Source organism: Ktedonobacter robiniae (assembly GCF_016587375.1).
In the GTDB taxonomy this organism is placed as follows: Bacteria; Chloroflexota; Ktedonobacteria; order Ktedonobacterales; family Ktedonobacteraceae; genus Ktedonobacter; species Ktedonobacter robiniae.
The window spans coordinates 101,663-125,314 of the sequence record NZ_BNJG01000002.1 but is presented as its reverse complement, the minus strand read 5'-3'; the positions used below and the strand labels follow the sequence as shown (position 1 = coordinate 125,314).

The 23,652-nt window shown below is 52.4% G+C and carries 18 protein-coding genes and 5 pseudogenes; 15 read left to right on the top strand and 8 right to left on the bottom strand.

Annotation, left to right across the window (positions count from 1 at the left end; genetic code table 11):
• The first annotated feature begins 87 nt into the window (after positions 1 to 87).
• The 3 genes from JMJ04_RS21190 to JMJ04_RS21180 all read left to right on the top strand — a co-directional run bounded on the left by JMJ04_RS21190 (position 88) and on the right by JMJ04_RS21180 (position 2,335).
• Positions 88 to 234, top strand: a complete 147-nt coding sequence (locus JMJ04_RS21190; protein ID WP_201372496.1) for a hypothetical protein — start codon at positions 88 to 90, stop codon at positions 232 to 234.
• A gap of 199 nt (positions 235 to 433) precedes the next feature.
• Positions 434 to 1,306, top strand: a complete 873-nt coding sequence (locus tag JMJ04_RS21185; protein WP_201372495.1) for an MbnB/TglH/ChrH family RiPP precursor modification enzyme — start codon at positions 434 to 436, stop codon at positions 1,304 to 1,306.
• Positions 1,307 to 1,483: 177 nt separating this feature from the next.
• Complete coding sequence (locus tag JMJ04_RS21180; protein WP_236038227.1) at positions 1,484 to 2,335, top strand: PP2C family protein-serine/threonine phosphatase; 852 nt, start codon at positions 1,484 to 1,486, stop codon at positions 2,333 to 2,335.
• Positions 2,336 to 2,454: 119 nt separating this feature from the next.
• On the opposite strand, the gene JMJ04_RS21175 is transcribed toward JMJ04_RS21180, so the two are convergent.
• Positions 2,455 to 2,766, bottom strand: a complete 312-nt coding sequence (locus JMJ04_RS21175) for a hypothetical protein (protein WP_201372494.1) — start codon at positions 2,764 to 2,766, stop codon at positions 2,455 to 2,457.
• Positions 2,767 to 2,962: 196 nt separating this feature from the next.
• Complete coding sequence (locus tag JMJ04_RS21170; protein WP_201368740.1) at positions 2,963 to 4,276, bottom strand: NF041680 family putative transposase; 1,314 nt, start codon at positions 4,274 to 4,276, stop codon at positions 2,963 to 2,965.
• A gap of 117 nt (positions 4,277 to 4,393) precedes the next feature.
• Here JMJ04_RS21170 and JMJ04_RS21165 point away from each other — a divergent pair.
• Positions 4,394 to 4,885: pseudogene (locus JMJ04_RS21165) on the top strand (GNAT family N-acetyltransferase); the annotation flags it as partial.
• Positions 4,886 to 4,954: 69 nt separating this feature from the next.
• On the opposite strand, the gene dnaE reads toward JMJ04_RS21165, so the two are convergent.
• Complete coding sequence (dnaE, locus tag JMJ04_RS21160) at positions 4,955 to 8,467, bottom strand: DNA polymerase III subunit alpha (protein WP_201372493.1); 3,513 nt, start codon at positions 8,465 to 8,467, stop codon at positions 4,955 to 4,957.
• 421 nt (positions 8,468 to 8,888) lie between these two features.
• Between dnaE and JMJ04_RS21155 the strand changes: the two genes are divergently transcribed.
• Positions 8,889 to 10,043: a protein-L-isoaspartate O-methyltransferase family protein gene (locus JMJ04_RS21155; RefSeq protein ID WP_201372492.1), complete on the top strand. Its 1,155-nt coding sequence runs from the start codon at positions 8,889 to 8,891 to the stop codon at positions 10,041 to 10,043.
• 286 nt (positions 10,044 to 10,329) lie between these two features.
• Here JMJ04_RS21155 and JMJ04_RS48755 read toward each other — a convergent pair whose 3' ends face one another.
• Positions 10,330 to 10,683 (bottom strand): DUF7694 domain-containing protein, encoded by a 354-nt coding sequence (locus JMJ04_RS48755; RefSeq protein WP_420799489.1) that lies wholly within the window; start codon positions 10,681 to 10,683, stop codon positions 10,330 to 10,332.
• A gap of 1,135 nt (positions 10,684 to 11,818) precedes the next feature.
• Here JMJ04_RS48755 and JMJ04_RS21150 point away from each other — a divergent pair.
• From JMJ04_RS21150 to JMJ04_RS21125, 7 genes and pseudogenes are all read left to right on the top strand, one after another.
• The gene (locus JMJ04_RS21150) at positions 11,819 to 12,007 is read left to right on the top strand and encodes a hypothetical protein (protein ID WP_201372491.1); all 189 of its coding nucleotides are present in this window, start codon (positions 11,819 to 11,821) and stop codon (positions 12,005 to 12,007) included.
• 179 nt (positions 12,008 to 12,186) lie between these two features.
• Positions 12,187 to 12,933: pseudogene (locus JMJ04_RS21145) on the top strand (SDR family NAD(P)-dependent oxidoreductase).
• Between the two features lie 104 nt (positions 12,934 to 13,037).
• Positions 13,038 to 13,319: pseudogene (locus tag JMJ04_RS21140) on the top strand (ABC transporter substrate-binding protein); the annotation flags it as partial.
• A gap of 156 nt (positions 13,320 to 13,475) precedes the next feature.
• On the top strand, positions 13,476 to 14,414 hold the full coding sequence (locus tag JMJ04_RS21135; protein ID WP_201372489.1) for a zinc-binding dehydrogenase: 939 nt from the start codon (positions 13,476 to 13,478) through the stop codon (positions 14,412 to 14,414).
• A gap of 139 nt (positions 14,415 to 14,553) precedes the next feature.
• Complete coding sequence (locus JMJ04_RS21130; protein WP_201372488.1) at positions 14,554 to 15,432, top strand: ABC transporter substrate-binding protein; 879 nt, start codon at positions 14,554 to 14,556, stop codon at positions 15,430 to 15,432.
• A 27-nt stretch (positions 15,433 to 15,459) separates the two neighbouring features.
• Positions 15,460 to 15,534 (top strand): annotated as a pseudogene (locus JMJ04_RS48750) (NmrA family transcriptional regulator); the annotation flags it as partial.
• A 671-nt stretch (positions 15,535 to 16,205) separates the two neighbouring features.
• Positions 16,206 to 18,413 (top strand): PAS domain S-box protein, encoded by a 2,208-nt coding sequence (locus JMJ04_RS21125; RefSeq protein ID WP_201372487.1) that lies wholly within the window; start codon positions 16,206 to 16,208, stop codon positions 18,411 to 18,413.
• 500 nt (positions 18,414 to 18,913) lie between these two features.
• On the opposite strand, the pseudogene JMJ04_RS21120 reads toward JMJ04_RS21125, so the two are convergent.
• The 3 genes and pseudogenes from JMJ04_RS21120 to JMJ04_RS21110 all read right to left on the bottom strand — a co-directional run.
• A pseudogene (locus JMJ04_RS21120) lies at positions 18,914 to 19,207 on the bottom strand (PAS domain-containing protein); the annotation flags it as partial.
• Positions 19,208 to 19,623: 416 nt separating this feature from the next.
• Positions 19,624 to 20,463 carry an IS3 family transposase gene (locus JMJ04_RS21115; RefSeq protein ID WP_236038222.1) on the bottom strand — a complete coding sequence of 280 codons (840 nt, stop codon included), beginning with the start codon at positions 20,461 to 20,463 and terminating at the stop codon, positions 19,624 to 19,626.
• 8 nt (positions 20,464 to 20,471) lie between these two features.
• Positions 20,472 to 20,786: a transposase gene (locus JMJ04_RS21110; protein WP_201372485.1), complete on the bottom strand. Its 315-nt coding sequence runs from the start codon at positions 20,784 to 20,786 to the stop codon at positions 20,472 to 20,474.
• Positions 20,787 to 20,905: 119 nt separating this feature from the next.
• Here JMJ04_RS21110 and JMJ04_RS21105 point away from each other — a divergent pair, with 119 nt between their 5' ends.
• The 3 genes from JMJ04_RS21105 (at position 20,906) to JMJ04_RS21095 (ending at position 22,259) form a co-directional block, all read left to right on the top strand.
• Complete coding sequence (locus tag JMJ04_RS21105; RefSeq protein ID WP_201372484.1) at positions 20,906 to 21,391, top strand: Hsp20/alpha crystallin family protein; 486 nt, start codon at positions 20,906 to 20,908, stop codon at positions 21,389 to 21,391.
• Between the two features lie 206 nt (positions 21,392 to 21,597).
• Positions 21,598 to 21,837, top strand: coding sequence for a hypothetical protein (locus JMJ04_RS21100; protein ID WP_201372483.1), 240 nt, complete (start codon positions 21,598 to 21,600; stop codon positions 21,835 to 21,837).
• A 74-nt stretch (positions 21,838 to 21,911) separates the two neighbouring features.
• A complete protein-coding gene (locus JMJ04_RS21095; RefSeq protein ID WP_201372482.1) occupies positions 21,912 to 22,259 on the top strand; it encodes a hypothetical protein in 348 nt (115 codons plus the stop codon).
• 362 nt (positions 22,260 to 22,621) lie between these two features.
• Here JMJ04_RS21095 and JMJ04_RS21090 read toward each other — a convergent pair whose 3' ends face one another.
• Positions 22,622 to 23,320, bottom strand: coding sequence for a hypothetical protein (locus JMJ04_RS21090; RefSeq protein ID WP_201372481.1), 699 nt, complete (start codon positions 23,318 to 23,320; stop codon positions 22,622 to 22,624).
• Between the last annotated feature and the right edge of the window lie 332 nt (positions 23,321 to 23,652).

Below are 23,652 nucleotides of genomic sequence, written 5' to 3'. Positions count from 1 at the left end.
CAACCCGGCCAATATCACTTGGTGTTCCAACGTGAGAGACATTCACTCACTATGAATGTTTTGACCCTGAACGAGGAAACATCGCTTTTGTTAGATATCTGTCAGCAAGAAGCGAGAGTAGAGGATGTGATTCGGGAAGCGGAACAGCAATTAGGCGAAACTGACCTGGCCGACGATATCCTTGCCATGCTGACATTGCTCCAAGAAAAACATATCGTGGGAGTACACGGATGATCAAAGATACCTCTGGGAAACAAGTTCCTCTCTCTCGGTTTCGCCTTGAGCACGTTGGCAAGAACCAACAACAGAGAACGATGGTAGATACAGGGTGCCAACGCTGTCAACAGTGCGCTTTATGGCGTCGATTCATGTCTGCTGACACACGTACCATCCTTTCGAGCTTTCTCTGGACACAAGAAGAAAGGAGTCATCAATGCGAGAAATAACCAATTACACAGCGGCTATCCCGGCGCTAGGGGTCGGAATAGGCTATCGCTCAGAACTGAGAGAGGGCATATTTTCCAACCGAGATCGTATTGATTTTTTGGAAATTATTACTGAGAACTATCTCTCACACCCGGATGCCTATCGATCATTAGAAGAGCTGTGTGATCACTTCCCTGTCATTCCCCATGGAGTGGATTTATCAATAGGATCGATGATGCAGCTCGAGACACCGTACCTCAAAGCCATCAAGCGCATTTCGGATGTGACGAAGGCTCCCTACTATAGCGAACATCTGTGCATGACCAAAACGCCTGGGAGATACATTGGTCACCTCGCGCCCCTCTGGTTCTCAGAGGAATTATTGCAGCACGTCATCCGTCGTGTTCAGATGCTTCAAGACTATCTAGAGAAACCACTCATTCTGGAGAACGTCACCTATATGCTGGAAATCCCTTCCAGCCCAATGAGCCAGACCGAATTTTTTCAAAGGTTGGTCGAGGCAACAGATTGTGGTATTTTGCTTGATGTCACTAATGTCTTCATTAATGCAGCGAATCATGCATTTGACGCCCGACAGTTTGTAGCGCACATGCCACTCTCACATCTCGTGCAAGTCCATCTTGCTGGCGGATATCAGAGAGGTGGTTGGTATGTTGATGGACACAGCGAGCTTGTGCCCCCCAATATTTTCAGCCTTTTTGAATACCTGGTATCACTGTGTCAGGTAAAAAGCGTTATCTTTGAGCATGATGCCCATTTCCCTCCCATCACTGATCTGCTCCAACAAATGGATCAGGCACGTGCTATTGTACGTCGACAACAGAGGAATGATATGCCAAATGAATGCGTTTCTTCATAAATATTGACGACTTGGCACATCAAGAGTAGGATACAGGAAATTGTAGTAAAAGAGAGATTAGTAAAATCCAGCCGGGTGCAGATGTGCAGTCACTCATCATCATAAATGTGCATAAAAAGCGAATGTAGACGCAAATTTCTTCTCTGAAGTGAGCGACAAGAGGAAGGTACGAATTATTTGAATCAGCATGTGATGGGCTTACAGTTAAACCACTTTCTCATTGATAGTGCCAATCAAATGCACGAGCAGCGATCTCAAAGTGAAGACTATGTTCTGGTGAATGGAGAGAGAGGTCTGCTTGGGGTATTTGATTCAGTGGGAGGAAGAGATAGAAATCTTCTGGTTTCACATCTCGCTGCCATGACAATCTCCTCTGCCTTTGAAGCTTTACCTGAAACTGATTGTTTGCTTGGGCATATTGAAAGAGAAGCACTGTTGCAGCAATTGATACAGCTCGCGGACACAACCATTGCTTCACTGGTCCTCCCCCCGGAACAAAGAAGACCCGCAACAACGGTTGCACTTGGCATCCTCTCTGTCCTGAAATCTCAGGCCTTTTTCTATTTGGCTCATATTGGTGATAGCAGAATCTATCTTTTGCGAAATGGGCAATCCCTCCAACGACTCACGGAAGATCATGGATACTTTTCGTTCGCTATTGAGCGAGGCTACTTGAGTAGAGACGAGAGCTGGCGTATTGAACAAGCCAGAAGCGCACATGATTTATTGCCATGTGACAAGGAGCACTTTGAAAAAAGGAATAAAATCACCTGTGCAGTAGGATGGTCTGACTTTGCGTCGATTCCGACGCGTTGCCTTGCCCTTCAGCCTGGAGATCGCATTGTGTTCTGCACGGATGGAGTTCATGACAATCTTACTGGTCAGGAAATAGAAGAGATTTTGTCAACTTCAGGAGCGTGTACCGCGCGAAATCTGGTAGCTGCCGCGTATCATCGTTCTCAACAACCTGATTTTCGCGCAAAGCCAGATGATATAAGTGCAATCCATGTTTTGTATCAACCATGCTAACCACAAGTAGGATTCCTGTGTAATACTGCACACAGAACCGGAGACAATTCACAGGTTCGACAAATGTCTGAGAGCGTATCTGTCTCTGGTCCTTCTTCTAGAGCCGAGTAATACCAACATTATGAAGACCGATGTGTGAGTACAAGGTATCGCTCCTGTAATTCCATTGCCCTCTCTTCAACCTCTGAAAGAGGTAAGCGCTTACACTCATAGCCGAATATATCTCGGTAAAACATCATCGCCTCATCAGTAAAGACGACGGTTCCGTCTTCCTCAACATCTTCAATCCCATCCAGATACAGTCCTGCCTGATTGATTTGGAGCGCATGATGCATACTCACCTGATGAGGTAAGACAACATCAATGCTCTGAGCATGGACACATATCGAATACCCTTCCTTCTGCAAAGTAGTTCTCTTGCCGCTATTCACATTTTATGCTACTTTATCTTTTCCGATATATGTACAGGCGAGGAGCACGAAAAAAGATGAATACATTTCTGGCAGGCGAGAAAGTAATTCTGCGTTCCTTAGAACTTGATTGTCGTTTAGACAAAAATACCATGACAGAACTTCCACAAAGTTCAGTTGAACACCAAGCATTCTGATTGAAAGGCTCGTTATGCGATCACAATGGAACAAGGTGAGGCAGCTTTGGCCTTTTGCGAATGACGGCAAAGCGCTCGGCCTTCTTCACCCGCTCCCCTTTTTGGCGGCCTTTCGATTTTCCGCGTGGTTGAGGGGCACAAGCAGGAGTCCCCAGGGTGCGCAACAATTTGTCCATGCCGCGTCTGATCTGCTGAGGCGTGGGCTGCCGCTCTCGATTTTCCCAGGGACGCAACTGGGGTTGCACCAAGCCACGTGCCAAGACCAGCTGATTGTGGACAATGGCAACCACCTGGCTCCAGCGCTCGAATTGTTCAGGAGTGCGCAAACGAGCTTGCTCCCACAAGAGCGCCTGTTTGTCAAAGCGATAGCCATGCTCCTGGCCAAAGCGCAGCACATAGCCCAAGGCAATCTGCACCACATCGGCTTCTTGATCCCCAATCCAGACAAACCAACTGCTACGGGGATCGCGTTCCTTGTTGCTGGCATGAGGCCGCACCACACGGACCACGGTCAGTTGCAGCCAGCGAGCGGCTTTCACATGCATGTGCTTCCAGAAGGTGACTTGCACCGGGCGACCCTTGGTATCGGTACCGCTAAAGACCCCATCAGGGTGTCCATGCGTACTCGTGTCTTTGGGTTGGAGCTTGTCTCCATCTTTGCGTGGGGCTCCTCTTTTCCCCGTTGGTGGGGGAGCCTCCCGATACAGGCAGCGGTTGCTTTTGAGCCGACCCAGCACACCCGCCTGCAAGCCGCTACAGCGACACCACAACCAGGTCGCATCGTAGCCTCGATCCAGCAAGACAATGGCCTTGGCTCCCAATTGGGGAACCAGGCTCGCCAGTTGCTCGTAAGCGACTTCAATGGCTGTGGTCTGCGAATCCACTCGTCGTTGATCCAAGATGTAGGTCCAGCTACTGGGAACGCTTGGCAAGGCGACCACGGTCGAGAACTGCCAGCCAAAGGTCACGGGCTTCTTACACTCAGGCAGATTCGGCACGTGTTGAGCCGTCCGATCTGCCGAGGTGGCTGCCTCAGCACGGGCAATGCTACTGGCATCAATCCCGATCCATACCCAGCTCCCCGGCTTTGGTGGCTTGAGGTAGCGTACGAAGATGCTTCGCAAGCGCCCTTCATCAATGCGTCCTCTGACAAACGCTTTGTAGAGGCTGGGCCATTTGCGCTCAAACCACAACGATTGCGAGAGTTCAGCAAAGGAGGTGGCTTGCGGGGTGCTCATGAGAGCATCCACCGCATTCCACAACGCGTCCGCAGATCGCAGAAAACAGGCATAGGCCTCGTGACGAAATCCTTTCAATGTGGTACAACTGTCCATGGAAGCAAAGTCCTTTTTGGGTTTTGTAATTACAAGAACTTTACTTCTTTGAGGCAGCCCTCCGCAAGGTTGGGGTGCCTTTTGTTTTCTTTTGTCTAAACGTCAAAACTTGAAGATCTCGATAGGTTTTGGACATGGTTTGCTGATCGTGAGGTCGTCAGGTACTCAATGGGAACATGGCTGTTTCCCTGGTCGAAAAAGGAGGCCGAACAGTGGCTACAACAAACGCTTCAGGATAAAAATACACTGACACTTGGGGTCATGAAAAAAGATGGAAGTCAATTGATTGGATACGCAGGAATCGCCTCGATAAGCAGTATTAACCATTCCGGAGAATATTATATTTTGCTGGGAGAGAAAGGGAGTTGGGGACAGGGTTACGGGACAGAAGCCACACAACTGATTGTCCACTATGGCTTTGCCAGCTTGAATTTGCATCGTATCATGCTCACTGTTTCTTCGCTGAATACAGGTGGAATAAAAGCGTACACGAGGGCGGGGTTTCAGCAAGAAGGAATACTACGTGACGCCTGTTATCGCGATGGAGCGTATCACGACAAGATCGTGATGTCCATTCTTCGCCCTGAGTGGGAGACTCAACGCTCTTAAAACTCGTTATCACACGGCTCTCCTGATAGCATACGAGAAGAGGGAAGGCATACTATCTTCCCTCTTCTCCTACAAAGGCTGGACCTTGATATTCTCTTTGCCGAGAATGCTTGCTACCTGCTGATGAAGTTGGGGCGTAAAATCGATAGTGTTCTCATGAGGAGTAAGGCGAACACCCCATTCCCCGTTGCAGACCTCGATTTCGTAGAGATCATGTCCTTTGTCAGCATGACGCAGGCAGGCATGAAGATCCTGCACTTTTATTTTGGCGTCGGAGATGGCAACTTCATCACCTCCCCAGGAATGCAGCGTAAACCAGACCAGTTGACGCTGGCGGTTCATCTCCTTTTCTACTGCCTGAAGTGGCTCGATCTTGTTACAGAGAACATTGACCTCATCACGCTGCTCTCGATACTGGGTCTCGCCAGTCAGGAGTACCACCTTGTCTTCCTCGATGTATTCTTTAAAGGTCTCATAGTCACGAGGAAAGACGGTAACTACCATGCCACCTTGAGCATCCTCAAGGGTGAAACTGCACATCATATCGCCCTTCTTGGTGCTAAAGGCACGAATGTTGGTGATGACGCCTCCCAGCGTGACCGTCCCTTTCCCGACCTCCGCTCCTTTTTCCAGCAATTCTGTGGTGTTATGTGTAACGCGTCCATCAAACAGGTGCGCCAGATAGGTCAGCGGATGAGGCGAAATATAGACGCCAATCAGCTCCTTTTCCCAGTCCAGGAGCTGTTTGCGTGAGATCTCTGCGGCCTCTGAAAGAGAAAAGACAAGCGCCGCCGGGGCAGACGCGAGATCTTTAAAGAGACTAAAGACTTCTCGTTCTCGCGCCTGGCGCTCTCGTTTGCCATAGGTGATTGCCGTCTCAACTGAGGCCAGAAGCCGATGGCGTTTCCCTTCTCCCTCGATAGAATCCAGGGCGCCCGCCTTAATAAGATTTTCAATCACACCTTTGCCCACAGTGACGCGAACACAGAAATCGACGAGCGAGGTGAATGGTCCCCCGTCGGCACGCGCACGTAGAATCTCTGTGATTGGCCCTTCACCGATGCCTTTGATGGCAAGCAAGCCAAAGCGAATATTGCCCTCTTCGACCGAGAAACCAAGCTCGCTGGTGTTCACATCAGGACCCAGCACTTTGACACCCATTTTGTGGGCTTCGGCAATAAAGACGGCGACCTGCTTCGAGTCACCAGCATCAGCCGTGAGGGCCGCCGCCATATACTCCGCTGGATAGTTCGCCTTCAGATAGGCGGTATAGTAGGCAACTACCCCATAACTTGCGGCATGTGCCTTGTTGAAGCCGTAGCCGCCAAAGGGCAAGACGAGAGTAAAGAGCTTTTCTGCATCCGCTGCCTTCATGCCATTATGGACACAGCCCTGTATAAAATCGCCTTTGTACCCCTCGACTTCATCCATCTTCTTTTTGCTCAGGGCTTTACGGAACTTGTTCACTTTGCCCCAGGAGAAGCCTGCCAGGTTGTTAGCGATCTGGAGCACCTGGTCCTGATAGACAATGACGCCATAGGACTCGGCAAGCCATTCCGAAAGGCGTGGGTCGAGATAGGTGACCTTCTTGCGCCCATGTTTACAGGCCACAAACTCCGGGATACTATCCATGGGTCCAGGACGATAGAGAGCCACCATGGCCATGATGTCTTCGATACATGTCGGTTTGAGTTGCTTAAGATATTCGCGCATCTTTGCTGACTCAAGCTGGAAGACTGCAATGGCATCGCCACGCGAGAGCATCGCAAAGGCTTTCTCCCTCTTCTCACTCAAGACAGGATCAGGTGTAGGATCGACAGGAATTTGCTCTAGAAGCAGTTCTTCCCTCTGCGTCCTGGCAACAAACGCGAGGGCCTCTCTGAGCACAGAGAGGTTGGCAAGCCCCAGGAAGTCATATTTGATGAGCCCTAAATTATCTTCCAGCCACTTGTGCTCGTAGCCACAGACCAGAGGCGTCGTGGGATCTTTGGGATCTTTGCGCGAAAGAGGCACAATCTCATTGAGTGGCCTGGCCGAGAGCAAGACACCTGCCGCGTGAACGCCAGTCGAGCGATTGAGGCCCTCCAACTGGCGAGCAAAGTCAATGATTTCATGCACCTCTCCATTCTGACTGTAGAGCACATTGAGCTCAGACACCTCATCGAGCGAGCTCTGGAGCGTCACCTTGGGTCCTATTGGGATCAGGCGCGTAATCCGTTCTCCAAGCTCCGTTTTGCCGAGAGCGCGAGCCACATCCTTAACTGATCCTTTGGCAGCCAGCGTGTTAAAGGTAACCATCTGAGCCGTCTTCTCCAGCCCATAGCGCTGCATGGTATAGTTGATCACTTCTTCACGCCTGGAGTCGGGGTAATCCATGTCGATATCGGGCATATCGTTACGCTCAGGATTCATGAAGCGCTCAAAGAGCAGGCCATAACGCAACGGGTCAACATTGGTAATCCCCAGACAATACGCGATGAGGCTTCCCGCAGCCGATCCCCTGGCCAGGCAGGTGATGCCATGGTCGCGAGCATAGTTCGTCACATCCTGCTGAATGAGAAAATAACTTGCAAAGCCTTTCTGCTTGATGATGCTAAACTCATAGTCAATCTGCTCCTGAACGCGCGTGCTGACCTCACCAAAGCGCCATCTTGCCCCCTTTTGACAGAGATCATAGAGGTAGTCGTCGGGAGATGAGAAACCATCAGGAATATCGAAGATGGGTAACCCGGCCTTCTTTGCGGTGGGATCAATCCGGCAGCGTTCGGCAAGTGTCACCGTATTGTGCAACACCTCAGGGATATCGGGATAGAGGAGGGCCATCTCTTGTGGAGATTTCAGGAAATATTCATCAGAGTCAAAGCGGAACCGGTCTGGGTCATCATAGCGATTGTTCATCTGGATGCAGAGAAAGAGGTCATGGGCCTTTGCTTGCTCTTTGTTGACATAATGGAGGTCATTGGTAAGAATGGCAGGTACGTGCATATCCCGGTAGATCTGGTAGAGACCAGCGTTGCATGCATCTTGTGGAGAACCTTTCCCATAATGCTGTTGAAATTCCAGGTAGAAATTCTCGGGACCAAAGACATCCTGGTACCAGCGAACCGCCTGTTGCGCTGCCTCCATATCCTGCTTCTCCACCAGGAGTTCGGGAATTTCTCCGCCCAGACAGGAAGACGTCGCGATCAGCCCCTCGGCATGGGCCTGGAGCATTTTCTTATCAATACGAGGTTTGCCATAGTAGAGGCCCTGCGTAAACCCCAGCGTGGTGAGCTTCATGAGGTTTTCGTACCCGGCCTGGGATCGAGCGAGAAGCACCAGATGCCAGTAGGCATTGCTCTTCTTGGGTTTGTAGTTGACATCTTCAACCAGATAGGCCTCCATGCCAATCACTGGATGGATGTCCTGTTTCTGGCACTCCAGATAAAACTCCATGGCACCATACATCGCGCCATGATCGGTGATCGCCAGGTGCTCCATCCCCAACGCCCTGGCCTGCTTCACCAGAGTTGGAATGCGGCTGAGACCATCAAGCAAGGAATATTCAGTATGCACATGTAAGTGCGCGAAATCGCTCGCCATCGTATACATCGCTCCTCAGCAAAATACTTACAGGCATTATAACAAATGTTCCTTTTGCCTTTACCAAAGCCCTTTTGCTGAGAAACGCGGGAATGGGAGCACTTGGACCAGCGAAAACCAGCCACAAAACGAGGCAAGAGATCTCATCTTCTTTTACCTGAAAAGCCTAATTGTCCCACTCCCGTCCCACTTTTGTCCCAATAAACATGGTACACTCAAAGAAGAAAAAGCAAAAATCACGAATAGGTTATAAAAAGGCAAAGGAGAGGATGGTGGGGTGTCAACAAACAAAAAACACGTAGGATATACACGCCTTACAGGAATATTTATCTCGTTCCTGAAAAAATGTATTACGTATGTAGCCAGGGACGTCCTGTCTATCACCTCTCACAAGAGCCGAGAAAGGAACATAACCCAGCTAATGAGGCAGCCCCAAACAGCACAATATCGCCAGCAGCTTGTGGAAACCATCGAGGTTGCACTTGGACATCATCTTTCCGCACTTGTTCGCGATGCCTTTCTAACGATTCCTCGTGAAGCCTTTGTAGACCAATACTATCAGCAACGCGGCAATACGTTAGACTGGGGTGTGATCCTTCACCCTACTCTCGAGGAACTCTATCAGGATGAGTATTTGGTAACCAGAATCAATGAACGCAAGATGCCAGGCAGCTCGAGTTCACAGCCTTCTATTATGGCCGCTCAACTGGAAGTACTCGCACTTGCCCCAGGGCAACGTGTTCTGGAAATCGGGTCAGGAACGGGGTATAACGCAGGTCTTATGGCCCATATAGTGGAACCAACAGGAACAGTGGTCAGCGTTGATATCGCTGAGGATCTGGTGCTGCGCGCGGCATATCGGCTCCGGCATGCAGGCATCATCAATGTACAGGCATTCGCTGCCGATGGATATGAAGGATACGCACCGTATGCGCCCTATGATCGGCTGTTAGCAACGTGTGGCGTGACGGCCATTCCTCCATTTTGGCTTCCGCAACTTCGAGAGGGGGGGATCCTGATTTCCAATGTGCTCCTTCCCCTGGCAAGTATCTTTGTGCGTATTGAGAAGGTCGGAAATACTGGTGTTGGGACGCTCCTTCCCATTCGAGGTGGTTATATGCAACTCACCGGCACCCATAGCAGACCTATCATCCGCAGATTTGGCTGGAAAGAGTTGTCAACTTTACCCAAGAAAACGCTTCAGCTTGAGGAGGATATTGAAGCGCTCTTAAAACAATCAAACGGCTTTGCCATTCTGCTCCATTGTTTTTGCCCCACGCTCACAAAAGCCTACTTTCGCCCTTCTCATGAGCAGGAACAACCCTATGCCCTCTACCTGATTTCGCAGCCGCAACACGAAACCATCGTCTGTGTTCAAAAAGGCTGTCTGACCTGCTATGGGCAAGCAGAGCCCATAGCAAGTGCTATCCAGTCTTGTCTCCAAACTTATCATGACCTGGGCGATCCACGGGTGGAAGAGTATGCCCTCTCACTCAGCGAAACAGCTGTGGCAATCAGCCGAAATGGCCGAGAGTTCTCATTGCCTCGCCTTATGGATACGTCTCTTCTTTCTTGAAAATGGTAAGAAGAGATATCAATGTAGTGAAAGGACCAGAGCAGATGTCCCGAAACGATTGAAAGGCGAGAGAGGGAATCACGTGGGTGAGAATCAGTACTCGCGTTCGAGAACAAAGAAAAGACGCTCTCCGCTCTTAAGAAGCTCAAGATTACCAAACTTTGGTAATACGATTATTTATAGAATTACCCGAGCAAAGAAAAGCACATTTGACAGGCCCTTTATTGACGCCTTCAGGGGCTACATCCTTTCACACGTAATACCTGAAGGCGCCTATCATTATATGTTAGAAATGCTTCCATTTCTCTTGCTGGAGTAGGGCTCTCATTTCTTCTTCAGAAAGGCAATCTGCTGGACGCTCGCTATCAGGCCATGGTTCCTGCCGGGCGCCATCAAGAGCTACTTCGGTAACCACACGCTTCGTGAACCCAAAGGGAAAACGGAACGTGGAACTATCGATAATCCACGTGTGAAATTGGTTCGAAGTGTCTACTTCCCTTGAGCGAGCAGGAAGCAGCTCGACGCCTTCGCATTCTGGTCCGACGAGTTCGTCTTTGATGCGCATCCTGTCCCTGTACGGCACAAAGATTTCTGTGATTTTGCTGCATATTGTGGCAAAATTGAGCGCGATATGCTTCACAAAGAGAGTGGCACGATATGGCTCTTAGACTCGTTTGGTGATGTGGCTTGCACAGTCAAGAAGGCCCCTTGGCTCTTGCATCATCCACAAGACGCATTTGCAGTGACTCTGGGCATTCTTCTCAGTTCCCAGGCTGATATAGTTCTCTTTTTTATCACCAAACGTGTCGATGAGCCACGATATACTTCACAAAGGGGGCGGGAGTTGAAATGGGAGACCTCTCACCATCTCAATTGGCTTGTGGGATGCGTTCACGATTGAGTAGCTCCATTTTCGCCACTTTTCTCAAGCCAGCAGAGATTTGGGTTGAAAAGCCGACCTGGCACTTTTCGTCACATGATTTGCTTCCAAAATATCCTTCACAGAGCGTATCTGGGTCATCAGCAGTCAGGAGATCTCCATTCGGAATTTTCCGCTCGAACTGGCTTGCTTTGGCAGAGCCTAAGAGCAGAAACCGCTTCAGAAGCCGAGATAAACCACTCTGGAAACTTGTACTTCCGGCCAAGTTATGCTTTTTTATCACAGCAAGTTGTGAGCTTGAATAGTTCAGGTGCGCGGGTCATGTGCTCCAATCGTGCAACCGTCAGAAAATATTTGAGCTGCAAGAGTTCCACGGTATCTCTCCTTTTTAATACTGTCAAACATATGATATATATATAATATGATATATTGGACAGTATGAGAAAACGATGGTATCTTCTTCAGAAGAGAAACACACGATGCAGAGTGAAGGGAACAGATATATTCTCGTGCCTCTGGTTCTATTGAAAGAGGCTGGAGAATACATAATGCTTCTTATTATCCAAAGGAAAGCACGATTGCAGAGACAATCCGCGATCGTGTTGCGCTCAGGGCTTTGCCCATCGAACTGGCGAGCCTTTGATTGGTACCAGAGATGCTGATGATCGGCTATGGCATTTCCATAGCATGCTTATCCAGGGCTTTCCAGCCCTCATCGGACTCTCTGTTGAGACATCACAAGCCCGACGTACGGGCTACGAAGTAGGAGGTTCAGTATGGTAGTTATTGGCAGCAGTGGGCCCGTGACTGGGGCAACTGGCAGAGTGGCTGTCATTAATACCATAACTTCGCCGAAAGGGGCGTTAATGGGTCATAGGTCAAACATGGCGAATATATGTGTCAGCTACTCAATCAAGGACTGGCCTTGCTTCACAGCATTAGGACCTGGTTGCCTCGTCTCTCTGCCCGCCTTTTTGGCGACTTCGATCTGGAAAAGGTCACAGTGACCTCTCCGGCAACGATTCGCGGCAAAAATGGCGTGTGTATCCATATCATTGCCACTTTGATGCATATACTCACCTAAATTCGGCGATTTGCGGCTTTCCCAGAGCAGAAATTCGACTCTTTTCCGCAATGAGAAAAAAAGGCGAGTTTATGAGTCGATCTGTATTTGTACGAATTTATGCGTCAGAAAATTCAGTATTGGCTCATCCATTCAAGCTCAAATGGGTGGCGACATTATGAGTCAAAAATGGCGAGTTTATGATCTTCCTGACAGTGGCATTGGTGACAGGGGCCAGCAGCGGAATCGGTGCGGCCACCGCGCGCCTTCTGGCCGCGCGAGGGATGCGAGTGGTGGTCAACAACCTCCGCAGCGGCACGGCAGCCGAGGAAGTCGTGGCCGGCATCAAGGCCGCAGGCGGCCAGGCTATGGCCATGCAGGCCGACGTGCGCGAGGCAGCGAAGGTTGTGTGCATAATCGAGCAGGTCCAGGCGGCATAGGGCGGCATCGAGGTGCTCGTGCATAACGCGCTCACCCCGTATGTGGTCAAGCCGTTCCAGGACATGACGTGGGAAGAGCTGGGCGGCAAGCTCGACGACGAGATGCGTGCGGCGTTCGCGGTCACCAAAGCCGTCCTGCCCGCCATGACCGAACAGGGTTGGGGACGCATCATCTATCTCGGTACCGTCCTCAGCCATCGGCCCCGTGAGGGTATGATCGCACTGGGTACAGCCAAGGCCACATTGACGCAGTTCGCCCGGTACCTCGCCCAGGAACTGGGCCCGCGGGGCATCACCGTCAACGTCGTCGAGCCCGGCCATGTGGAGGACACCCGCCATGCGGGTCTATTCGGCGAGGCACACAAGCAGCGGCTGGTGGCCGCTATTCCCCTGGGCCGTCTGGCATACCCGGATGACGTTGCCCAGGTGGTTGCCTTCTATGCCAGCGAGGACAACTCCTTCATGACCGGCACCATAGCTGCGGTCAACGGCGGGATGCACATGTAGTAACGTCCCGCTGTCCTCCGCACACGGGGCCATACCGTCACCACAGCAGCCGGGCCCGCGGCACGCGCGGGAGCATGGCGGTGACACAAGAAAGGAAAAACGTTATGGACACGATTGATCTCGCCTACGTCGGACGGGGCCTGCACGAGGAGCTGGTTGCCTACATCGCCGACCAGCAAGACTACTACGCCGATGAGGGCGTCCACGTCGCGCTGCGCGATGGCATCCCCTGGAACAAGGAGCGGCTGCGCCACGGAGCCGTCATCGGGCTTGGCGGGACACTGCTGTCCCGACTGACCGATGGCATCCCCTGGGTCGCACTCCATGTCAACACCTACCGCCCGCTGTTCTGGTTCCTCGCCCGCCCCGGCCTGACCTCCCTGGCTATTGGCGTAACGTGCGGCCCTCTCAAATGGGTCAGAGGCGTATAATCTAAGGCGGGAAAGCTGTTGCTGAAATCGCCGGCAAAGAGCGATGCCATTTTTGCACAAGTAGTGTCTGACACAAGGCGAAATTGGTCAAAGACGAAAGGAAAGAGATAAATGGGTCCAATACGTGCGATAGTCGTTGATCCTGATGTTCCAGGACGGTTCGCCATCGAAGAGGTCGAAGCGCCCCAGCCTGGCCCGTCGGAAGCGCTTGTTCAGGTTGAGGCATTTTCTTTGAATCGAGGAGATGCGATCATACGGGTCAAAGAGCGCAGGCGACCCGGTTGGGATCTGGCAGGAACCGTCATCAAGCAAGCGGCGAATGGGACGGGTCCGAAGGTCGGGAGCCGGGTGATGGGCATAGTTAATGCAGGCGCATGGGCTGAGCAGGTGGCGGTTCCTACGAACAGGCTGGCCGAACTTCCCGCCAGCGTGACGTTTGCTCAGGCGGCCACCTTACCTACTGCTGGACTCACCGCGCTCAGGGCACTTGAGAAAGGAGGGTCGCTCCTGCACAAGCGCGTGTTGATTACCGGTTCCACCGGTGGGGTGGGACTCTTCGCGCATCAGCTCGCCCGGCGAAGCGGTGCCTTTGTCGTCGGCACGGCTCGCGATGCTCGCAACGAGGCGGTAGTCCGCGAGGCGGGTGCCGATGAGGTGATCGTGGGGGACGATCTTGAGCCTGCACGTGCCTATGGCCCTTACGACTTGATTATCGACTCGCTCGGTGGAAAAGCACTGAAGAGCGCATTCTCTCTGCTGGCACCAGGTGCAACCTGCGTCACGCTGGGCTGGTCGGCATCTCCAGAAGTCACCATTGATATCAGAAATTTCATGGTTGCCGGGGGAGTTACCCTCTACAAGCTGGTGATGTTTGCAGAATTCGATCGTCGTGCTGCATCTGAGGACCTGGCCTGGCTCGCACAACTGGTAGCCGAGCAGCAATTGCGGACGCCCATCGAGGTGGAGGCTTCCTGGCACGACATCGGTGAAATCGTGCAACGCTTGCGGCAAAGGCAATTCACCGGCAAAGCTGTTCTGTATCTGGCGTAGAGAGTCCATCTGAAGTTGCCAGAATCTTGCATGAGTCTCAATGCTGAGAGCATTGTTCTGGAGAAAGATATGCTCTTAGCCTGGGCACGGCCAAGGCCGCACTGGCGCATGGCCGTGACACAATCAAGGAGAAACGTTCATGGACACGATCGATCTCGCCTACGTTGAGCGGGGCCTGCACGAGGAACTGGCCGCCTATATCGCCGACCAGGAGGGCTACTACGCCGATGAGGGAGTCCACGTCGCGCTGCGCGACGCCTGCTCCTGGAACAAGGAGCGGCTGCGCCACAGCGCCACCATCGGGCTCGGCCGGACACTGCTGTCCCGGCTGGCCAATGGCATTCCCTGGGTCGCACTCCAGGTTAACACCCACCGCCCGCTGTTCTGGTTCCTCGCCCGCCCCGGCCTGACCTCCCTGGCCGACCTGGCTGGCCGACGGTTGGCGGTACACCCTCCCCACACCGGACCCGGGTGCTTCGCTCGGATCATGCTGCGCCAGGTCGGCCTCGACCCGGACCGCGACATCCACACCATCGTCCGCCTGCCCGGCGACTACGGCATGGACCTGCGCTGGCTGTACGAGGGCAGGATCGACGCCGCCCTGGTCGGCAGCGCCGTCGTACCGGAGGTGATAGCGGCTGAACACGGCTGGCAGGTGCTGGGCTGGGTCGGCGACCACTTCCAGATCCCCACCGCAGGCGTAGCCGTTGACCCCACGTACATCCATCCGGACGACCCCGCGGTCCAGGCCGTCGTACGAGCCCACCGGCGCGCCTTGCAGGTGATCCACAACGACCCCGACACCACGGTGCGGCACATGCAGACGTTCCTCAGCCGATACACCGCAGACGAGGTCCGAGCCTACTACGAGACGTTCTACGCACCGTATTTCAGCACCGACGGCCAGGCTGACCTCGCCGTCGGCGCCAGCGCGATTTCCGCGGTCGCCGCCGAACTCGGTGTTCCCGCCAGCGTCTCCGCAGCCGAGTTCTACCGCACCGCAACCACCACACGCTAGGGCTGCGTTGCAATTGACCACTCAGGATGGCAGAAGGCCGTTTTAGCGTTTTTCGAGACAGCAAGTCGCAATCTCTTGGCCGCAGAAGCAGCCGCTGGTGTGGAGATCCCAAAATTGTATGGGAGAAAATGGAGGAAATGAAGCGGGCAACCCTTTCTGAAACGAGAGAGTCGCCCGCTTCATTGTACAGATTTGGCCTCACTTCATTCTGGGATCTACATGTATTGCCTGAGAAGTGTCTCACCTCAACAGCAATGCCGTTGGTAATTCAGAATGTGTCCTCGCCGATCCAGTTCAAAATGACAGCAGGCCAACAGTTCTTGCTTGAGTTTTTCCCTTGCCCTTTGGGCGCGCGATTTCGCGCCGGAGACGGAGAGGCCAAGGCGCTCTCCAGTTCTTTCTGGGTTAATTGGTAAATGCCCCGAAGAAAAGTGAGCAACTCAACCATTGACGAGCTGAAAAAGCGCTCCAGATGCGGATGGTTGCGTACAGAAATTGTAAATTTACAAGGCCGCCAAGAATTCTGGCAAATAACAGCTATAGAGAGATGTTGAGTCTACTTTTACACGTTCCTCTGAGGGCTAAACGTCTCCTTGATGTGCATAGGCCGATAGTCCTATGAAGAGGACGAGCGATTTCACCGATAGCTACATTGTACAGCTTGCTTGTTGCTCAAAGAGTGCCCATCATTTCAACAGAATTCTTGAGGTGAGGGCTGGTACGCAGCTTCGCCACCTGGGATGGGGACACATGAAAGGGACATCTACCGCACTATGTCGAATACACCACAGACCAGGCGTGTCACGCTGGCGTCGCGTGATACGCTCGTACAGATTCTTGAGACGCTTCCCGGTGCCTTCTTTGTCGTCAATGACACCGAGACGATTGTGTATGCCAATGTGAGCGCGCAGACGCTCACAGGAGCCACACGAGAGGATGTATTGGGCAAGCCCTTGTGGCGCGGCGCTCCCCAGTTGGTAAGCACCGCGCTCTATCAGGCCGTCCAGCAGACCAGACAAACCCGAAAACCCGCCGAAGTGGAGTATGTGTCCCCTGTGACCCGGAACTGGCTGCACGTGCAGCTCTCTCCCACGGTTGGGGGGCTGATGGTGCAGATCCACCAGGGCAGAGCCGCAGCTCGACGAGAGGCGCTGGTTCCCCAGGGCGAGCGTCCCTGCATCGAGGATCTGGATGGCTTGTTAAGCAGGATCGGCGTTCTGACCCCCGAGGGGATCGTCCTGGAGGTCAATGAGGTCCCCCTGGCGTATGCGCAGATCCGACGCGAGGAGGTCATTGGCCAACCACTTGCCGAAGCCCGGTGGTGGTCCTTTTATCCGACCAGTCAAGAGCAACTGCGCGCCGCCATCGCGCGAGCCCGCAGGGGTGAAACGGTGCATTTTGAGACAGTGGTTCACCCCAAGAAAGGCATAGACCATCACCTGCAAGTCGCGATCACCCCTCACATGGATGCGGATCACCACGTTGAGTACCTCGTCTTCGCTGGTCTCGACATCACCGCACGCAAGCGCGCCGAGCAGCAGCTCAAAGAAAGCGAGCAGAGCTTGCGTGTGCTTGCCGAAACGCTGCCGCAATTGGTGTGGGTGGTAGGCCCCGACGGTCTGAATGAGTATGTGAACCAGCGCTGCTGTGACTACCTCGGGCTCACGGCTGAACACATGCAAAGCAACCCATGGGCTCATCTTCCGTTCATCCACCCTGATGATCGTGCAGGCAGCCAGGCTCTCTGGCAGCATGCCCTGGACACGGGAACCATGTATGAGCACGAAGAGCGTCTCAGAAATGGCCAGAATGGAGCGTATCGCTGGTTCTTAACGCGCGGCATGCCGATGCGCGATGATACTGGCCAGATCCTCAAGTGGTTTGGTACCAGCACCGACATCGAGGACCAGAAGCGGATCGAGGAAGTCTTGCGCCAGAGCCAGGAGCGTATCCGCGCGCTCATCGATTCCAATATTATCGGGATTGTTTCTCTTGAAGAGGAGGAGGACGTGTTGGTGGACGCCAATGAGGCGTTTCTTCATCTGACCGGCTATACCCGAGAGGATGTGCGCAGCAAAACGCTGACAAGGGCGAAGATCATAGCCCCAGAACAACCTCTCTTTCAGCACGCGCTCCAGGAGTTAGCCGAACGTGGGCAACACACGCCTATTGAAACCGAGGTGGTGTGTAAAGATGGCAGTCTTCTTCCGATCGTAACGGGCTCTATCCTTCTTCAGAAAGGTCCGCGCCAGATCATCAGCTTTGTGCTTGATAATTCGGCCCGCAAGGAACTGGAACGACGCAAGGATGATTTTATCAGCATGGCCAGTCATGAACTGCGGAATCCGCTCACGGCCTTGAAACTGCAGACCTCCTTGCTGCATCGGCAACTGGTCAAGCAAGGCACACTGGATCAGGCTCCGGCCCTTGCCAGCATGGAGGCCCAGATCAAGAAAGTCATCCGGCTGGTGGAAGAGCTGCTGGATGTCTCCAAAATCCAGGCGGGCAAAGTGGAGTACGTCTGGGAAACGGTGGATCTTGATGCCTTGCTGCGGGAAATTGCCGAGACCATGCAGCAAACCCATCCCAGCCATCGCATCCTGGTGCATGGAGCGCTCCAGACCAGCCTGATCGGGGACCCGGACCGACTGGGACAGGTCTTCATCAATCTGATCAGTAATGCCATCAAGTATTCCCCGGACGCTGAGACGGTCGAAATGGACCTCAGCACCTCCGAAGATGCGGTCACCGTCCGCGTCCGAGATCATGGCCTGGGCATCCCACGAGAACAACGCGACAAGATTTTTGAGCGATTCTATCGGGCGGCTGATCCCAAGAAGAGAGCGATCCCCGGCCTGGGCATGGGGCTCTACATTGTGGCAGAGATTGTCAAGAGCCATGGGGGAACCATCACAGTGGACAGCGCCGTCGGGAAAGGCTCGACCTTTACGGTGATCCTTCCCTTCAAGAGGGATGCCTGAGCAGGGAAAGTACGCCTTTTGTCAGAGGTCAGCAGAGTTGAGGTTGACATGACGAAGATCAGCAGAGCGGAGGTCGACAGTATTGAGGTTTGGCCGAACCTCTGGGTGCTCCCGGAACCCGGCATTTCATACGGTGGCCCCTTGCTTAAGCAGTTCTACGTGTTCCTGGGTTCCGTTGGTTCCTTCCTCTGCCTGACCTCTCGTTGTCCTTGTAGTGTAGCGGGCAACAAAGCGGAGGGCAAGAACATACCCCAAAACTGCTTCAAGGAACACCAATTGATACCAACTCGAAATGCCTTTGTGTAGCATATATTGCCGATGTCCAAACGCAACAGAAGCACCTGGAGTCCCAATGCGTTGTCCTGACGGGTTTTTCTCCGATACGCCTCCAATTCAGGCTACGACTGGATTGAGCAACAATCGCAACGCAAAACTGGTCTGTGAGCCAGAAAATGGTGATAGACAAATGAAGCATATTGCGCCGATTTTCGCAACATTATGGGTAAAATCACAATCATGTTCATGCGCCGGGCATGCAGGTCTTCTCGGGTATAATCGGTCATGCGCAGAAAGGTGTCGTTGGCGTCCACAATCTGCTCCCTTTCGATGACATCGATTCCAATAATGTTGGAGTTCATCAAGGCGTTCACGCGCTCCTGACTCTGGCGCAGTGCTTCCTCCGCTCGTTTCTGCTTCTCAATGTCGGTGCTGGTACCAAACCACTTGAGGATCTGGCCAGTATCATCGCGCATCGGCATGCCGCGCGTTAAGAACCAGCGATACGTGTGATTTTGCATCATATTGTGGCAAAATTGGTCTTTTGAAAAAACGTTAGTGTGAGGACAGAAGCCACATCGCCGTTGTTTCTTCTGGCAAAAAACGTTTGATACGTCTTTCATGGAAAGATCTCGTTCGGCTTGAGAGCGTCACTCAGAACGTTAGCGTCACGTTTAGCGTTCTCATGAGAACAGGACAACAACGAAGGCGTTCTCACGTCAAACGTTCTCGTTTTTATCGTTTTTTGCGGTACGTCTGTGTCTCAAAAGAAAAAATTGAGCGCGACATGCTTCACAAGGAGAGCGGCACGATATGGCTCTTAGACTCGTTTGGTGATGTGGCTTGCACAGTCAAGAAGGCCCCTTGGCTCTTGCATCATCCACAAGACGCATTTGCAGTGGAGTGAACCCTTGGTAGCAGACCAGAAGGAAAGTCAAGGCAACAGCTGCTGGTAGTAAGCAGCTTCAAATTCAGCAGGAGGCACATATCCCAGGCTCGAATGCAAGCGTTTGGTATTGTAGACATCGTCAAGAAATTGGCTGATGTTGCTCTCTGCCTCCTCAAAGGATTGATAGGCTTTGAGATATACCTCCTCCTGTTTTAAAGTCTTGAAGAAACTCTCTGCCTTGGCGTTGTCGTAGACGTTGCCCTTGGCTGACATACTGATCTGAATGCCCACACTCTGGAGTCGTTCCACATAGGCGGTGCAAGCATACTGTACACCACGGTCGGAATGATGGATCAACCCAGGGGTCACCTCTCGCGTTGCCAGCGCATCCTCCAGGGCTCCAAGCACCAGCAATGCATCCATTCGGCGTGAGAGATTCCATCCCACGCATCGTCGTGAGTAGGCATCGACAATGCAAGCCAGGTACACAAACTCGTTTCTGAGGCGAATATAGGTCAAGTCCGCTACCCAGATCCGATCAGGAGCGTCTGGGGTGTGTCCATTGACCAGATTGGGATACACTGGGTAGGGATGATGCGAATCCGTCGTGGGCACAAAATGTCGCTTTAAGTGACACAACAAAGACTCTTCCCGCATGATGCGCAGAACTCGTTTGTGGTTGATCGGCTGCCCTGCCCGCTGTAATGCCTTCGTCACCCGACGATACCCATAGCCTGGAAAATCCAAGACAATCCGTTCGATCTCATCGCGCAATGCCACCTGTGCTTCCTGTTTCCAATGTTCATCAGGTTGGTGCCGCTTGGCAGAGTACCACGCACGATTGATCTGCATCAGCTGGCAGAGCTGGCGAATGGAAAAGGGCATCTGCTCCTCTAGAGCATGTTCAACGACGGCATGCCGTTGCTCAACGGGAGCTTGCCCAAGGCTTTTTTTAATAAGGCATTCTCCATCGCCAACTGTCCACAGAAACACTCCAACTCAGCAATTTTCGCTTCGGCAGATGGCTCTGCTTCTCGCTTGCTGGCAAAGGCGGCTTCCCCATGCATCTGGTATTCTTTTTGCCAACGCGAGACCAGACTGGACGGCAGGTTATGCTCTCGGCAAATTTGGGCAGGACGTCGTTCGCCCGTTGCTAATTGATGCACAATCATCAGTTTGAAGGCTTGTGAGTGAACCCTTCCGTTCATGTGTTTGACTCCTTGTTGGTGTTCTCTTTTCACTCTACCACTGGGTTCCTTACCCTTTGGTCTGGCCTCTTGGGTTCACTCCAATCAAATACCACATTTTTGACAGAAGGTTGACACTCATGACTATCGTCCGACGCTTTAGCCCGTTGAGCGAAGTATTAACCCTTCATGATGCGATGAACCAGCTGTTTGCCCAAAGCTTTGTCCAGCCGACTTGGAGTGCAGGCCCCTCATCATCTCTTGCTACGCCCATCAATGTCTTCGAGAGCGAACAGGCGTACCATGTCCATGTCTTACTTCCCGGAATTGCCCCCGAAGAGATTGAACTCACCGTTCAGGGCAACACCCTTACCTTTCGTGGGCAATTCCAGTCCCCTATCAAACCAGAACAACAGGTGACCTGGTTAGCCCAGGAAATCGCGCCCGGGTCCTTTGAGCGTTCCGTCACGTTTCCCAAACCCATTGACAGTGAGCACATCGAAACCCAGTATATCAATGGTCTCCTCATGATTACTGTTCCTATTCATGAGTCAAACCGGCCCAAGCGCATCAGTATCACGAGAAGTGAGCAGAAGCAGGTGGCAGTGGAAGCGGGGAGGCGTTAAGTTCCCCTTCTTCTTCTCAGGCATGAGCGTGCTCGTCCTCATGCCCGAAATGCTTTTTGTCTCAGAAAGACCCGCACCACGGTTGAAAGGCGAGGAGATTTGGTTAGCGCGTTGACGCGCAAGAGAAGCGGGTGTACACTGCACTACAGGGGAACGGGGAAGAGGATGGTCCTCTTTTCGCATGTTCAGCAGAGAAGGAGCCCGACATGCCAGAAAGTAAGGAACAGATCCAGCAAGAAGCCTATGTGCAAGGCCAACAGATGAAGCAATGGCACAACCAACAGCAGCGCGTCCTCACGGAGGAGGCCCTTGCGATTCTGGCTGCTGATTTTGCCCAGATCTCTCTCTTTAAATCCAACCAACAGATGAGCGTAGCCGCGACTCATGAACGCGCAGGGGTCTGCATAAGAGCGTTTCTGGAGGGCTACAGCTCTGGGCTTGCGTGAGCTCTCCCCAGAGAAAGAGCTGGCATCCTCTTCAAGGATGACGAAAAACAAGACATAAAAGAAAGGTGGAAAGCATGGAACCAATCAGAGAACTCGAAGGAGCAGAACTGGAAACAGAGAACCTCACTATAGTGCAGATTATGCCTGCGCTGCCAGGCTGGGGTGCCGTCTGGGGCACGATAGAAGAGCCAGAACAAGGCGAACCAGGATACTTTACGGAGCCGGTCGTGTGCTGGGCTTTGGTGGAAGCAAGCGATGGGCACCGCTTTGTGGCGGCGATGGCACCAGATCTGGAAACCAGCAAGTTAAAACTCATGCTCGATAGCGGCAACTTTCTTGGGTATTCCACCCCTACCTATGCCCTCGATTGGATGAAACTTGCCTCTACCAAGCGAACGGAGAACCAGACATCCCATCCCTAAGAGCAGGGGACGCAAAAGGCGGGTATCCCATGGGCATACCCGCCTTCTTCTCACCCCTTCGATCTGGTTCAGCGTTAGTATCGCCATCAATTTTTCCATTTCTACCGTAGAACCTTTTTGAAGGTTCTGACGGGGCATAACCTGTTGGATTCTCCATCCATACGGCGAAACCAACGAGAGAAGAAAAGAATAGCTTAACATGCGATATGCGCACTGAAATAGGAAGGCGCAGCCCTTCGCAAGGGAGACGTGGCTACGCTCTCTACTTTTTCCGTTCGTGCCGGGGGCCTCTCTGCCTCTTTCGTCTCTCCACCTGTCCTGCTTCCAGCAGGCCCATCCTCTTTTCAGGAGTGCATTTCTCACTAGCCGACGATTTGTAACTGAGTCACAATATGGGGAAAGCCATCATGGCAATTCACCAGATATCTTGCAACGCTTTCACTAGGGTACGCTTTGCCTGACATGTTTGGAGATCCCTTTGATACATATTTGCGAAGCAGAGGATTTTTACCGGGAGAAAGAATGTAGCGGATTTCTCCGGTATATTGACGTTCCCGCACCTGAATGGTGACCTTCTCCCCAAGCGGGTACGTTCCTTCACCCATCGGCCCAAAAAGCTGGATGAGTTGTTCATCACTTCCGTCAAGCGTATAGAGTTCATAGACGCGACGCCCATTTTTAAGAGACTCAATGATGGAGACGCGCTCATCCGTTTCCATCGTCACAATCCAGAAACTGAAAAAGGTCTGTGGCTGTACAACCTCAACAGGGGTCCACATCAAGGCTTTCAGGTTGGGGTGTGCGTGAATAGCCTTGAGTGCTGCATGTTCAAAAAGCTTGATTTGGATTTGACGAAGAAGATTATCACTTGTACGCCGGCTGAGGGTCAGGAGCGAAGCAATCTCAATGCTATCCACTTTTACTGAAGCCTGCATGCCAAACTGTTGCCAGTCAATAGCATCGAGCGTGATATGAAATTGTTCGCAGATGGCTGTGATCTGCTCGGCTTGGTGACAGGCTTCTTGGCGTTCCTTGCTCCTGTTTTGAGGTGAGTAGGTCATCGGCTATGGCTCCTCTCAAGGCAGATAGGAAACCTGCCTCTTCTGGGAAGAACATTCCACGATAAAAATGAGGGGAATGCGGCTCATGGATGTCTTGACTGGAATAATCACTCCTTGGATGACCACACGCTATCGGCTACGCGCATCATGCTCTCTACGAGAAGGCTTGCGGATGGTATGGGGATCGTCAAAGCACGTCATCACCAGTAATGAGTGAGCGCAGATGGGAAGGGAAGAAAATTCGCACGATGTTCTTCCCTTCCTAGTAAGTCATCTTTGGCAAGCGATTGTCAATGATAGTATACCCGAAACGGGTATTTTTTCAAAAATTG